We start from the raw sequence: 12,604 nt of genomic DNA on the forward strand, positions 1-12,604 counted from the left end.
CCGTTGGTCGGCACCATCTGTCGGCAGCGATGGGTTCTGCAGGGCGTGCCGACCAACGGTCGGCACCCACCGGATCAATGGCCGGCGATGACCTGCTGTTGGTAGCTGCCAACCTTGGTTGGCATGAATGCAAAGCGCCAACCAAGGTTGGCGACTACCGGATCAATAGCCCTGCGATGGCCCGCCGGATCAATGATCTGAGCATTGGCCTGCTGTTGGTAGGTGCCAACCTTGGTTGGCACAATCCGTCAGCGTTCATGACCCCGGCAACAGCGTGCCAACCAAGGTTGGCACCTACCAGAGCAACGGCGGTCAGCTGGTGGTGCGCAGCGGCGCCATCTTCCACAACAGTGCGCGGAACGGGGCCAGCAGGCAGACGCCAATCGCCAGCTTCACCGCCAGGTCGCCAGCGGCCCAACTCACCCACGGCAGGGTCGAACCGGCAAACGCGATCGACCAGAAAATGGTGGTATCCACCGTGGCGCTGCAGGTGGTGGCCACCATCGGTGCGCGCCACCAGCTGCCACGGCGCAGGCGGTCGAACACGGTGATGTCCAGCAGCTGCGCCACGATGAAGGCCGAGCACGAGGCAATGGCGATGCGCGGGGTGGCCACCCAGATCGACAGCAGCACCGCCACCGCGAAACCGATCCACGCCACGCGGCGGGCAGGGCCCGGGCCGAAGCGGCGGTTGATCAGGTTGCTGACCAGGAACGCGACCGGGTAACTGAAAGCACCCCAGGTCAGCCAATCGTTGATCGGGTACTGCACCAGCACGTTGGACAGCAGCACCACTGCGCCCATCGCCAGCACCGCCAGCACCAGGGCGCGGGCGGTCAACGGGGCAAACACAGGGGCAGGACGCACGGACATGGCGAGCCAGGGGGACAAAGGGGATCGCCCATTATCCGCCCGGCCCGCGGCAATGCCAAAACCGGCCGTTCAGCTTTACAGCGTTTCGCTCATCACATCGCCGGCGGCATAGGCGGTCGGCACATAGGCCAGCGCCTGGCCCTGCGCGCTCTTCACGGTCCAGCCGGCACCCGCGTCGGTCGGGTCGAAGCGCACCTGCTGGCCGACGACGAAACCGGCAATCGGGTCATCGCCTGCAGCCGCCGGCCATTGCAGCGTTGCGGTCTGGTCGGCCTTGCCGGGCACCTGCAGGTGCACCTGGCGATCACCGGTTGGCGTGGTGGCGACCTGCTTCACTTCCATCGGTGGCAGCGGCACCGCCGGCGTGCGTGCGGCGACCTTGCCGTTGCGCTCGCTGGCCTTGAACGGGGCCTTGGACAGTTCGGCCAGTCCCATCAACGTGGCCAACGGAATCGACAGCACGATCAGCGACGTGACCAGCACGCTGGTCTGGCCGCTGTTCAACTGCGGCGCGGCGCCGGCATGGACGGTGGGCACCACCAGCGCCGAAAGCAGCAGGGCAGTGGCGGGAACGCGCAGGCAACGGAACATGGAGACCTCCTGGTCAGGGTGGGGACGGCGGCTCAGCGCCGGGCATCGAAGATGTCGCGCGGGCCGGTGGCCTCGGGCAGGTATTCCAATGGACGGCCCTGGTTGTCCTTCAACTGCCAGCCCTGGTCGGCGCCGGTCGGTTCGAAGTTCACGGTCTGGCCCACGGTGAACTGCACGGCGGGATCGCCGATGCCGCGCGGGTACTGCATCGATGCGGTGTTCTGCGGGTCGTTGGCATCGCGCAGCAGCACTTCGCGGCGGCCATCCACGGTGGTGGCGATCGCACTCACCTGCATCTGCGGCAGCTTGATCTGCTGCGGGCGGGCCAGCGGCTGGCCAGCATCGGCGGCATCCTGGGCTTCCTTCGCCGCCGCCGCGCGGGCCGACGTCACCATCTGTGTGGACATCTCCAGGCTCGGTCCCTGCGGGCCCGGGTCGTGGATGATCACGATGCGGCGCTCTGCATGAGCGGCCGTGGACCAGGCCAGGCTTGCGACGATCAGCATCGGCATCAGGACGGCGGGCAGGGTACGCATGTCGTTCTCCTTGCTGGATTCAGGGCGTGGCGGCGGCAGCACCAGCTACCGGCACGTGGGGGATCACCAGTTCCTGCTGCAGCTGGCTGCGCTGGTGCAGGAAATCGAACACCGATTCCACCGTCACCACCGAATAGTTGCCGGAGATGCGCTCGCCGGCCGGATGGTCAGTGGTGGTGGCGTTGGCCACGAACAGGCGCGCACCCACGCGCTTGCCGAGGCCGATATGCAGCACGCTGGGCTGGTACTTCTGCTGGCGCAGCCACTGCTGCGCCTGTTCGCGCTTGACGATGGCCGGCGCGCCTTCGGCCTGCGCCATTGCCGCGGCCAGCACCTCCAGCACCCACTGGTTGGAGTTCTGGTAGTCGGTGGCAAACGGGTAGGCAACCACGTTGTATTTGGTTTCGTGCAGCGCCTTCGGCTGGATCGACGGCGACACCAGCATCGCCTTCAACGCGGCACGCAGCGGCGCCGAGGGCACGCCGATGCGCAGGTCGGTATGGCCGCCGCTTTCGCCGACGAAGTTGCCCAGCCCTTCGTGGTACAGCTGCGAGCTGTCGGTCTTGCAGCGGTTGAGCAGGTGCATCGCGCGCCAGCGGCCATTGTCCTCACGCACCAGGAAGGCCAGGTGGCTGTGGCGCAGGCCATAGCGGCTCAGGTCCTGGCCACCGCGCGCGGCCACCACCACGTCCACATCGGGCAGCGCGTCCAGGCGCTCAGCGGTGGTCCAGGCCACGTCCAGCATCGCCGCCTGCGCGGCCACGCTCGGGTAGCGCTCGCGGCATTCGGTGCTGTTGGCCCAGGCCGGTGCGGTCGCCAGCAGGCTGGCGATCAGCAGCGCGGCGCGCGGCAGGCGGGAGAAACGATCCATGTCGATACCTTCAACGGCGGGCAGGCCCGCGCGCCGATCATACGCTGCTCAGCGCAGGGGACGATCCACGCCCTTGCGCTGGAGCTCCTTGTCGCAGGCATCGCTGATCGGGGCCACCGGCAGGGGCGGGCGCTGGCCCTTCGGATCGCGCAGCGCCGGTTGTTCGCGGTACGCGTCCAACTGCTGCTGGCATTGATACGAAATCGGATCCAGCTCGGTGGGCGTGGTGGAGCAGGCCGCGAGCAGGGCCAGGGGCAGCAGGAGCAAGGTACGCATGAAGACGTTCAGAGTGATGGGGGACGTTGGACTCTAACCGCGCAGCTGGATCGAAATGTTCAGAAATCGCTGGATACCCCGGTAGTGCCGGCCGCTGGCCGGCAATGTCAGGATCTTCGGTAGCGCGTAGAGCATTGCCGGCCAGCGGCCGGCACTACCCCGCTGCCAGGCGCTGTTTCACTTCTGCCGCGATCCGTGCGGTTTCGCGCAGTGGCTCGATGCGGTTGTACTGCCAGTCCAGCCAGTGCGCCTGCAGCCGGCCGCGCTCGCGCAGCTGCTGCTGGAAGCGTGCCAGCCGGCCCTGCACGGTATCGGCCAGCGCCACCATCACCGGCATGCGCGTGGCGCAGGCTTCAGACAGCAGGTTCACCGAATCGGGCGAGACCACCACGCGGTTGGCCCAGCCGAGCAGGCCGCCATAAGGATTCGTGCCGTCGCCGCCGTCGCCCCAGATCACGTGCGGCAGGTCGGCGAACGTCGCGCGCAGGATCTCGGCCAATGCCGGTGGCGTGCGCCGCGAAGTCGTGGCCAGCAGGCTGCCGCCCTCGCTGCGGATCTGCTCGGCCAGCGCCTGGAACACGCCCACCATCGCGGTCTCGTCCCATGGCGCCAGCGGCGTCGGACCGCCCACCAGCAGTGCGGTGCGCGGGCCGGGCAGGGTACTGAAGCCAGCGAACGCGGCGCGGCCCCAGGCCAGCCAGTCGTCATCCACCGGGTTGAGGCTGCCGAGCAAGGTCAGCACGTTGCTGCCACGCAGGGCATCGTGTTCGGGCACCACCACCATGTCCCAGTGGCGGGCATTGATGCGCGGGTCGAGGATCTGCACCACCTGGCTGCCACGTGCGCGCAGCACGCGCAGTGCGCCGGCGGCCTGGCGGCCACAGCCGATCGCCAGCGGCGGCGCGTCCGCGGCCAGCGTCGCGAATGCCTCGCCGTAGCCGTTCACATCACCGGGCAGCCGCCGCGGCGACAGCCAGCGCCAGGGGGCGCGGGGCTGCAGGACCAGCGGGCGATGGGTGCCCTGGCGCAGCGCAGAGGCCAGCGCGACCGCCTGGCGGACATTGCCCGCACGGCCGTCCGTGACCGTCCAGGGCGCACTCGATCGTTTCACCTGTGGCATTAATTCGTTTCAGCCCTGCTGGGTGTTGCAACAGTCGCGACACTCTACACTGCGGCTCGTCGTTTCGCCCCGCGCCGCCCGCGGGCACTGACTTCCTTTAGCCGCCCTGGAGATCCACCGATGTCCCACGCGCTCGACGCTGCTGCCCTCGACCAGCTGTTCCGTACTGCCCGCACCCAGAACGCTTTCCTCGACAAGCCGGTCCCGGCCAGCCTGCTGCAGGAACTGTATGACCTGGTGAAGTGGGGCCCGACCGCCGCCAACACCACGCCGGCCCGTTTCGTCTTCGTCACCTCGAAGGAAGCCAAGGCCAAGCTGGCCCCGGCCCTGTCCGAAGGCAACCACGACAAGACCATGGCCGCCCCGGTCACCGTCATCATCGGCTTCGACCTGGACTTCCACGAGAAGCTGCCGTACCTGTTCCCGCACACCGATGCCAAGGCCTGGTTCGACGGCCCGCAGGAAGGCCGCCACGAAGCCGCCATCCGCAACGGCAGCCTGCAGGGCGCCTACCTGATCTTGGCCGCACGCGCGCTGGGCCTGGATGCCGGCCCGATGTCGGGCTTCGATGCAGCCAAGGTGGATGAAGCCTTCTTCGCCGGCACCTCCATCAAGTCGAATTTCCTGGTCAACCTGGGTTACGGTGACTCGGCGGGCCTGTTCCCGCGTCTGCCGCGCCTGTCGTTCGACGAAGCGGCGCGCATCGCGTAAGTCGCTGTATCGGTTTCGGGCCTGCCGTCCCGTGGCAGGCTCTTGCTGCACCGTGTACCCACCCTACGATCCGGAGAGTTCCTCAGATGAGCGCCACCCGTAAACTGCTGCTGCCGCTGGCCCTGACCCTGGCCATCGCCGCCTGCTCCAAGCCGGCCGACACCGCTGCCCCGGCCGCCGATGCCGCCGCCCCGGCCACCACCGAGCAGGCCGCCACCCCGGCCGCCGATGCCGCCGCTGCCGCGCCGGCCGCCGAAGCGATCAAGATCGCCTCGGGCACCTACAAGCTGGACCCGACCCACACCGACGTGCTGGCCCAGTGGAGCCACTTTGGCTTCTCCAACCCGAGCGCGCACTTCGGCAACGTTGAAGGCACCCTGGTGTACAACGCCGAAGACGTGACCAAGTCCACCGTGGAAGTGAAGCTGCCGCTGAGCGGCCTGAACAGCTTCACCGCCAAGTTCGACGAGCACCTGAAGAGCGCCGACTTCTTCGACGCCGCCAAGTTCGCCGATGCCACCTTCAAGAGCACCAAGGTGGAAGCCGCTGGCACCAACAAGCTGACCGTCACCGGTGACCTGACCATCAAGGGCATCACCAAGCCGGTCACCCTGGACGTGACCGTCAACGGCGGCGGCGAGCACCCGATGGCCAAGGTTCCGGCCGCCGGCTTCGATGCCACCACCACCCTGAAGCGCAGCGATTTCGGCGTCGGCGCGTATGCCCCGAACGTCAGCGATGAAGTGAAGATCCGCATCACCACCGAAGCCACCGGCGAAAAGCCGGCGGCTTGATGCACCCCGCTCACTCGTCGTGAGAAGGCAGAAGGCCCGCTGAAAAGCGGGCCTTCTTTTTTGGGCGTGGGGGACGCCTTGGTAGATGCCAACCTTGGTTGGCACACGAGCATTTCGCGGGCCAACCAAGGTTGGCCACTACCGGTTCATGCAGGGCGGGAGAGTGCTTTGGTAGGTGCCAACCTTGGTTGGCACACGAGCATTTCGCGGGCCAACCAAGGTTGGCCACTACCGGTTCATGCAGGGCCGGAGAGTGCTTTGGTAGGTGCCAACCTTGGTTGGCGCACGAGCACTTCGCGGGCCAACCAAGGTTGGCCACTACCGGTTCATGCAGGGCCGGAGAGTGCTTTGGTAGGTGCCAACCTTGGTTGGCACACGAGCATTTCGCAGGCCAACCAAGGTTGGCCACTACCGGTTCATGCAGGGCCGGAGAGTGCTTTGGTAGGTGCCAACCTTGGTTGGCGCACGAGCACTTCGCGGGCCAACCAAGGTTGGCCACTACCGGTTCATGCAGGGCCGGAGAGTGCTTTGGTAGGTGCCAACCTTGGTTGGCACACGAGCATTTCGCGGGCCAACCAAGGTTGGCCACTACCGGGTACGCGGGTTCAGCGCAGCGCGCCCAACCACGCCCCACACGCTTCGCTCGGGCTCTGCTTGGCCTTCACCGCCAGCCCGCTCACGCGCACGAAGGTCTGCGCCGCCTGCGCCACGACCTGACGTGCGATCAGCGCGGCCTGCTTGGTCGCGGCCTGCTGCTTGCGCAGCTGCACGATGTTGATCGAAGGCCGGCCCACCGGCGCGTACTTCTGGTCGCGGCGCAGCACATCGGCCACCTGCGCCACTTCGAATTCGGCCTGCAGGTAGCGGTGTTGTGCTTCCACCAGCTCACGCAGCGGTACGCGCAGGGCAGCGGTGTCGGCGAAGGCGGCCAGTGCCGCGTCGCAGGCGGCGTCATCGGCAAAGCGGGTACGCAGCGCATCCACGCTGGCCAGGGTCAGTTTGGCCATGTGGCCCTCGTTGCTGCAGGAAAGGAGCGCGATTGTCGCATTGCTTGGCGGGTCGTGCCGGCCGCTGGCCGGCAATTGCATGGGAGTGTGCGGGCCAACGGTCCGCACCCACCAGTCGATGGCGGTCCGCACCCACCGGAGGCGGAGAGCAGCCGAGCATGGGCTCGGCTCTACAATGGCCCGCTGTACCACCCACGGAAGGAAGACCCATGCAGGACACGCAGTACTGGTTGAACGAATTCTGGACGGGCCTGAGCGTGCTCGACCTGGTGGGCGGCAGCGTGCTCGGTACGCTGCTTGGCCTGGTGCTGGGCATCTTCGCCTGGCGCTGGCTGTACCGCCGCGGTTGGCTGCAGCGGCGCAAGCGCTGGCATCACTGGCTGCTGGCCAGCTACGTGGTGCTGCTGCCGCTGGCCACCGCCTTCTTCGGCCTGCAGCTGGGCTTTACTGCTGGCGCGCACCGCGCGCTGTTCAAGCAGCTCGATCATTTCCAGCCGCGCCTGCAGACCCTGGTGGAAGGCTGGAGCGAAGGCTTCACCGATTCGCTGGACGACCCGCGCATGCGCGAGGCATTGCGCAGCCAGGGCACGGTGGGGGATGTGGCCGACACCATCGCCTCGGCCTACCTCAGCGAACATCCGTTGCCTGGCCTCGATCGTCTTGGCAACGGCCCGTTGGCGCGCGGCACCGGTTGGGTGATCGGCAAAGTGCGCGAAGGCCTGTTGCGCGGCATGGTGGAAGACACGCTGGTGGACAAGGCCGGCACGGTCGGGCTGGAGCCCAAGGTGGTGCGCGAGGCGCTGACGATGCATGTGGATGAGCTGCTGCACACCCGTGGTGTGCTGCGGCTGGTGAAGGCGCAGATCAACGGCATGATGCCCGGCGTGTACTTCGGGCTGCTGTTGCCGTTGCTGATCATCGCGCTGCTGGTGGCGCTGGAGATCTGGGCCGCGCAGCGGTTCGGGTGGAAGCGGCAGGTGGCATCCAACGCGGTAGTGCCGGCCGCTGGCCGGCAGTTGCAGGTTGCTGCCGAAGGTTCATGAGGTTGCCGGCCAGCGGCCGGCACTACCTGTTGCAGGGCGTGCGGACCAACGGTCCGCACCCACCAAGCAGGGTCCGCACCCACCGGCTGCCCGGTCAATCGCCGTCGGTTTCGTCCGGGTGGGCCTTCCAGTAGCCGGTGGAACGGATCCAGTCGCGCGGTACGCCCAGGTGGCCTTCGATGAATTTGCGCATCATCCGTGCGCGGCGCGATTCGGTGGCGATCCAGTAGAAGACGTCGCCGTCCGGCGCTTCGAAGTCGGTCAGCATGTCTTCCAGCAGCGTGCTGCTGGCCGCCGGGAAGCCGTTGCGCTCCAGCCAGTGGATGCGCACGTTCTCGTACTGCGGCAGGTCCTGGCGTTCGTCCTCATCGCTCACTTCGATGAAGGCCTGCACCTCGGCACCCTCCGGCAGCACATCCAGCCAGCGGGCGATGGCCGGCAGCGCGGTTTCATCGCCAATCAGCACATAGGCGTCGTAGCTGTCGGCCACCACGAACGAGCCGCGCGGGCCGCCGATCACCAGCGTGTCGCCAGCCTTGGCCTGCTCGGCCCACGGCCCGGCAATGCCCTGGTCGTGCAGCACGAAGTCGATGGCCAGCTCGCCGGTTTCGTGGTCCCACCAGCGCGGCGTGTAGTCGCGGGCCGGCGAGGGCTCCTTGCCGGCCGGATAGCTGCGGCCTTCGGCAGTGACCACCGGCAGCACCATCTCGCCGCTGGCATTGGGGAAGAACAGCTTGATGTGGTCGTCAGCGCCGGGCGAATCGAAACCGGCCAGCTCGGAGCCACCCAGCACGATGCGGCGCATGTGCGGGGTGACCTCTTCGGTGCGCAGCACGGTCAGTTCACGGAAGCGCACATCCAGGCGCAGGCGCGTGTTGTTGTGTTCGGTCATTGGGTTACCTGTAAAGGTGTCGCGCAGTGCTGCGCGGCGTAGGGGAGACCTGGCTGGATTCAGTCTGGCTGGGTCGTTGAAAAGGATTGGCTCTCGCTACCGGCCGTACCGTTGAGCAGCGCGGATGCCCGCGTCAGCAGCGCCGCAACTTCTTCCGCCTCGCCCTCGGCCCAGCGGCCGTGGTGATGCACCAGCGCCCGCTTGAACTCGCGCAGGGCACCGGCCAGCGGCGGCGGCAGCGAGGCCTTGGTGATCTCGCGGGCGCGGTCGAAGGCGCGTCGCTGGGCCAGGCGCACCTGGGTGCGCTGCACCTTCAGCTCGAACTCGCCGGCGGTGGTGATGCGGAAGATCCGCTTGCCGTCCACTTCCTCGGCCTCGATCCAGCCGGCCTGCTCGAAGCTGGCCAGCAGCGGGTACATGGTGCCGGCGCTGGGCGTGTAGGCCTGCATGAACTGATTGCTGATCAGCTGCATCAGCTCGTAGCCGTGGCGCGGCTGCTCGCCGATCAGGGCCAGCACCAGCAGGCGCAGGTCGCCGCGGCTGAGCACCCGCGGCTGGCCGTTGCGGCGTGGCACTTCCGGATTGGTGGAACGGGCTCTGGGAGAAGCGGTACGGCTCATTTCGATATATCGGTAAACGAGTGTGCAAACGATATATCGATATATCGAAGCCGACAATCATCGATCCGGCCACAAGCAGGTCAGTTTTGGGCCACGGCCGGCCCCGCGCACAGCAAAAAGGGCGCCCCTTGCGAGGCGCCCCGGGCAACACTGTGGAAGGGAGTGAGGCAGGGCCAGACGGCGGACCGAAGCGGGCGAGGCCAACACTCGAGGCCTACCCTGAGGGCAGGGCGGGGGGCGATCCAGAGGCAGGTGCGACACGTTGTCGCCCGTTCAGCGCCGGCACGCGCAGCCGATACAGGTGGGCGTGGCGCTGCCCCACAACCGTCATCGGCCGCGGTAACACTGCGTCCTGCACATGGGCGCAGCAGCCCGCAAGCGACAGCCCGCGCAGCCGCCAAGGCCCGCCGCAGGGCCTTCAGCGGGCCCGGCAAGCCCCTTGCGGACACCGGCCGGTTGCATCCATACGCCTGCGTAGCCAAGTGACGAAAGCCCTTGGTGCGCTACACTTTGCGGTCTAGAAATCTATACAACAGTCGCGCGCGTGCGTGCGGTTATGGGAGCGCTAATGAACTGGTTGAACGAGGTGCTGAACAACGACCCGAATCCTGTGGAAACCCAGGAGTGGATCGAGTCGTTGAAGGCCGTTATTGATGTCGAGGGCTCCGAGCGCGCGCATCAGCTGCTGGAAGGCATGGTGGAACTGACCCGTCGTTCGGGCGCCTACCTGCCGTTCTCTCCCACCACCGAGTACGTCAATACCATCGAGCCGCAGCTCGAGGCCAAGAGCCCGGGCAATGCCGAACTGGAATGGCGCATCCGTTCGATCATCCGCTGGAACGCGATGGCCACCGTGGTACGCGCCAACCGCAAGCCGGGCGACCTGGGCGGCCACATTGCCTCGTTCGCCTCCGGCGCCACCCTGTACGACGTGGGCTTCAACCACTTCTGGCGCGCCCCGAGCGAAAACCACCCGGGCGACCTGCTGTTCATCCAGGGCCACAGCGCCCCGGGCATCTACGCGCGTTCCTTCCTGGAAGGCCGCATCAGCGAAGAGCAGCTGGACAAGTTCCGCATGGAAGTGGACGGCGGTGGCCTGTCCTCGTACCCGCACCCGTGGCTGATGCCGGACTACTGGCAGACCCCGACCGTGTCGATGGGCCTGGGCCCGCTGGCCGCCATCTACCAGGCGCAGTTCATGCGCTACCTGGAAAACCGTGGCCTGATCGAGAAGTCCGACCGCAAGGTGTGGTGCTTCATCGGCGACGGCGAGAGCGACGAGCCGGAAACCCTGGGTGCCATCGCCCTGGCCGGCCGTGAGGGCCTGGACAACCTGATCTTCGTGGTGAACTGCAACCTGCAGCGCCTGGACGGTCCGGTGCGCGGCAACGGCAAGATCATCCAGGAACTGGAAGGCGTGTTCCGTGGCGGCGGCTGGAACGTGATCAAGCTGCTGTGGGGCGGTTACTGGGATGCCCTGCTGGCCAAGGACACCAATGGCGTCCTGAAGAAGCTGATGATGGAAACCGTCGACGGCGAATACCAGAACTGCAAGGCCTTCGGCGGCGCGTATACCCGCGAGCATTTCTTCGGCAAGTACCCGGAAACCGCCGCGATGGTCGCCGGCCTTTCCGACGACGACATCTGGCGCCTGAACCGTGGTGGCCACGACCCGCACAAGGTGTACGCCGCCTACCACCAGGCCGTGAACACCAAGGGCATGCCGACCGTCATCCTGGCCAAGACCGTGAAGGGTTACGGCATGGGCAGCGCCGGTGAGGCGCTGAACCCGACCCACCAGACCAAGAAGCTGGACGACGAAGCGGTGCGCCACTTCCGCGACCGCTTCAACATTCCGGTGACCGACGCGCAGCTGGCCGACGGCCAGGTGCCGTTCTACCACCCGGGCCCGGATTCGCCGGAAGTGCAGTACCTGCAGGAACGCCGTGCCGCGCTGGGCGGTTACCTGCCGCAGCGCCGCCGCAAGGCCGACAAGACCTTCGTGGCACCGAAGCTGGAAGCCTACGACCGCCTGCTGAAGAGCAGCGGCGAGCGCAGCTACTCCACCACCATGGCGTTCGTGCAGAGCCTGAACATCACCCTGCGTGACAAGGAACTGGGCCCGCACATTGTGCCGATCGTGGCCGACGAAGCCCGTACCTTCGGTATGGAAGGCCTGTTCCGCCAGATCGGCATCTACGCGCCGTTCGGCCAGAAGTACAAGCCGGTGGACGCCGACCAGCTGATGTTCTACCGCGAAGACCAGAGCGGCCAGGTGCTGCAGCAGGGCATCAGCGAGCCGGGCGCGATCAGCTCGTGGATGGCCGCCGGTACCAGCTATTCGGTCAGCAACGTGCCGATGCTGCCGTTCTACATCTACTACTCGATGTTCGGCTTCCAGCGCGTGGGCGACATCGCCTGGCAGGCCGCCGACATGCGTACCCGCGGCTTCCTGCTGGGGGGCACCGCCGGCCGCACCACGCTGAACGGTGAAGGCCTGCAGCACGAAGATGGCTTCAGCCATCTGGTGGCCGGTGGCATCCCGAACGTGCGCAGCTACGACCCGACCTTCGGCTTCGAAGTGACGGTGATCCTGCAGCACGGCACCAAGCGCATGATGGAAGACCAGGTGGACGAGTATTACTACGTCACCCTGATGAACGAGAACTACACCCACCCGGAAATGCCGGAAGGCGCGGCCGAAGGCATCGTCAAGGGCATGTATCTGCTGACCGACGCCGGCAAGCCGAAGAAGGGCGAGCTGCGCGTGCAGCTGCTGGGTTCGGGCACCATCCTGCGCGAAGCCATTGCCGCGGCCGAGCTGCTGGACAAGGACTTCGGCGTGACCGCCGATATCTGGAGCTGCCCGAGCTTCAACGAATTGCGTCGCGATGGTTTCGATGTGGAACGTGCCAACCGCCTGCATCCGGAAGGTGAGCAGCGCAAGGCCTACGTGACCGAGCTGCTGGAAGGCCGCCAGGGCCCGGCGATTGCCGCCACCGACTATGTGCGCGCGTATGCGGACCAGATCCGTGCGTTCGTGCCGATGTCGTACACCGTGCTGGGTACGGATGGGTTTGGTCGCTCGGATACGCGTGCGAACCTGCGTAGGTTCTTCGAGGTTGACCGGTACTACATCGCGCATGCCGCGATTGCGGCGCTGGCGAAGGAAGGGAAGATGACCGCGAAGGATGTGGCCCGGGCGATCAAGCAGTACAAGATTGATCCGGAGAAGGCTAATCCTGTTGGGGTTTGATTCGAATTCTTGAG

The 12,604-nt window shown here is 66.7% G+C and carries 14 protein-coding genes; 4 read left to right on the forward strand and 10 right to left on the reverse strand.

Annotated elements, in window-relative coordinates; genetic code table 11:
• Positions 1 to 74: 74 nt before the first annotated feature.
• From ACZK3J_RS01900 to ACZK3J_RS01930, 7 genes are all read right to left on the reverse strand, one after another.
• Positions 75 to 242, reverse strand: coding sequence for a hypothetical protein (locus ACZK3J_RS01900; RefSeq protein ID WP_157805918.1), 168 nt, complete (start codon positions 240 to 242; stop codon positions 75 to 77).
• Positions 243 to 312: 70 nt separating this feature from the next.
• A complete protein-coding gene (locus ACZK3J_RS01905; protein WP_004139497.1) occupies positions 313 to 873 on the reverse strand; it encodes a queuosine precursor transporter in 561 nt (186 codons plus the stop codon).
• Positions 874 to 948: 75 nt separating this feature from the next.
• The gene (locus ACZK3J_RS01910) at positions 949 to 1,464 is read right to left on the reverse strand and encodes a hypothetical protein (protein WP_478476346.1); all 516 of its coding nucleotides are present in this window, start codon (positions 1,462 to 1,464) and stop codon (positions 949 to 951) included.
• A 32-nt stretch (positions 1,465 to 1,496) separates the two neighbouring features.
• On the reverse strand, positions 1,497 to 2,000 hold the full coding sequence (locus ACZK3J_RS01915; RefSeq protein WP_478476347.1) for a hypothetical protein: 504 nt from the start codon (positions 1,998 to 2,000) through the stop codon (positions 1,497 to 1,499).
• 19 nt (positions 2,001 to 2,019) lie between these two features.
• Positions 2,020 to 2,871, reverse strand: coding sequence for a DUF2145 domain-containing protein (locus ACZK3J_RS01920; RefSeq protein WP_121504740.1), 852 nt, complete (start codon positions 2,869 to 2,871; stop codon positions 2,020 to 2,022).
• A 48-nt stretch (positions 2,872 to 2,919) separates the two neighbouring features.
• A complete protein-coding gene (locus ACZK3J_RS01925; protein WP_004139505.1) occupies positions 2,920 to 3,147 on the reverse strand; it encodes a hypothetical protein in 228 nt (75 codons plus the stop codon).
• Between the two features lie 154 nt (positions 3,148 to 3,301).
• On the reverse strand, positions 3,302 to 4,267 hold the full coding sequence (locus ACZK3J_RS01930; RefSeq protein ID WP_478476348.1) for a mitochondrial fission ELM1 family protein: 966 nt from the start codon (positions 4,265 to 4,267) through the stop codon (positions 3,302 to 3,304).
• Positions 4,268 to 4,387: 120 nt separating this feature from the next.
• On the opposite strand from ACZK3J_RS01930, the gene ACZK3J_RS01935 reads away from it, so the two are divergent.
• A complete protein-coding gene (locus tag ACZK3J_RS01935) occupies positions 4,388 to 4,978 on the forward strand; it encodes a malonic semialdehyde reductase (protein WP_004139510.1) in 591 nt (196 codons plus the stop codon).
• 86 nt (positions 4,979 to 5,064) lie between these two features.
• The gene (locus ACZK3J_RS01940; RefSeq protein WP_005407837.1) at positions 5,065 to 5,772 is read left to right on the forward strand and encodes a YceI family protein; all 708 of its coding nucleotides are present in this window, start codon (positions 5,065 to 5,067) and stop codon (positions 5,770 to 5,772) included.
• A gap of 605 nt (positions 5,773 to 6,377) precedes the next feature.
• On the opposite strand, the gene ACZK3J_RS01945 is transcribed toward ACZK3J_RS01940, so the two are convergent.
• On the reverse strand, positions 6,378 to 6,779 hold the full coding sequence (locus ACZK3J_RS01945) for a hypothetical protein (RefSeq protein WP_121504743.1): 402 nt from the start codon (positions 6,777 to 6,779) through the stop codon (positions 6,378 to 6,380).
• A gap of 209 nt (positions 6,780 to 6,988) precedes the next feature.
• Here ACZK3J_RS01945 and ACZK3J_RS01950 point away from each other — a divergent pair, with 209 nt between their 5' ends.
• Positions 6,989 to 7,822 carry a hypothetical protein gene (locus tag ACZK3J_RS01950; RefSeq protein ID WP_478476349.1) on the forward strand — a complete coding sequence of 278 codons (834 nt, stop codon included), beginning with the start codon at positions 6,989 to 6,991 and terminating at the stop codon, positions 7,820 to 7,822.
• A 94-nt stretch (positions 7,823 to 7,916) separates the two neighbouring features.
• Here the strand turns inward: ACZK3J_RS01950 and ACZK3J_RS01955 are convergent, their stop codons facing one another.
• Together ACZK3J_RS01955 and ACZK3J_RS01960 are read right to left on the reverse strand one after the other, a co-directional pair.
• Positions 7,917 to 8,714, reverse strand: coding sequence for a siderophore-interacting protein (locus ACZK3J_RS01955; protein ID WP_478476350.1), 798 nt, complete (start codon positions 8,712 to 8,714; stop codon positions 7,917 to 7,919).
• A gap of 59 nt (positions 8,715 to 8,773) precedes the next feature.
• Positions 8,774 to 9,334, reverse strand: a complete 561-nt coding sequence (locus ACZK3J_RS01960; RefSeq protein WP_049399094.1) for a PadR family transcriptional regulator — start codon at positions 9,332 to 9,334, stop codon at positions 8,774 to 8,776.
• A gap of 568 nt (positions 9,335 to 9,902) precedes the next feature.
• On the opposite strand from ACZK3J_RS01960, the gene aceE reads away from it, so the two are divergent.
• Positions 9,903 to 12,590 carry a pyruvate dehydrogenase (acetyl-transferring), homodimeric type gene (gene aceE / locus ACZK3J_RS01965; protein ID WP_159359708.1) on the forward strand — a complete coding sequence of 896 codons (2,688 nt, stop codon included), beginning with the start codon at positions 9,903 to 9,905 and terminating at the stop codon, positions 12,588 to 12,590.
• Positions 12,591 to 12,604 lie beyond the last annotated feature (14 nt).

Source organism: Stenotrophomonas sp. 86428_Sma, assembly GCF_056481585.1.

Coding starts and splice junctions, on each gene's coding strand:
- ACZK3J_RS01935 (WP_004139510.1), top strand. CDS start 4,388: ATGTCCCACGCGCTCGACGCTGCTGCCCTCGACCAGCTGTTCCGTACT.
- ACZK3J_RS01955 (WP_478476350.1), bottom strand. CDS start 8,714: ATGACCGAACACAACAACACGCGCCTGCGCCTGGATGTGCGCTTCCGT.
- ACZK3J_RS01925 (WP_004139505.1), bottom strand. CDS start 3,147: ATGCGTACCTTGCTCCTGCTGCCCCTGGCCCTGCTCGCGGCCTGCTCC.
- ACZK3J_RS01905 (WP_004139497.1), bottom strand. CDS start 873: ATGTCCGTGCGTCCTGCCCCTGTGTTTGCCCCGTTGACCGCCCGCGCC.
- ACZK3J_RS01945 (WP_121504743.1), bottom strand. CDS start 6,779: ATGGCCAAACTGACCCTGGCCAGCGTGGATGCGCTGCGTACCCGCTTT.
- ACZK3J_RS01915 (WP_478476347.1), bottom strand. CDS start 2,000: ATGCGTACCCTGCCCGCCGTCCTGATGCCGATGCTGATCGTCGCAAGC.
- ACZK3J_RS01940 (WP_005407837.1), top strand. CDS start 5,065: ATGAGCGCCACCCGTAAACTGCTGCTGCCGCTGGCCCTGACCCTGGCC.
- ACZK3J_RS01910 (WP_478476346.1), bottom strand. CDS start 1,464: ATGTTCCGTTGCCTGCGCGTTCCCGCCACTGCCCTGCTGCTTTCGGCG.
- ACZK3J_RS01960 (WP_049399094.1), bottom strand. CDS start 9,334: ATGAGCCGTACCGCTTCTCCCAGAGCCCGTTCCACCAATCCGGAAGTG.
- aceE (WP_159359708.1), top strand. CDS start 9,903: ATGAACTGGTTGAACGAGGTGCTGAACAACGACCCGAATCCTGTGGAA.
- ACZK3J_RS01930 (WP_478476348.1), bottom strand. CDS start 4,267: ATGCCACAGGTGAAACGATCGAGTGCGCCCTGGACGGTCACGGACGGC.
- ACZK3J_RS01920 (WP_121504740.1), bottom strand. CDS start 2,871: ATGGATCGTTTCTCCCGCCTGCCGCGCGCCGCGCTGCTGATCGCCAGC.
- ACZK3J_RS01950 (WP_478476349.1), top strand. CDS start 6,989: ATGCAGGACACGCAGTACTGGTTGAACGAATTCTGGACGGGCCTGAGC.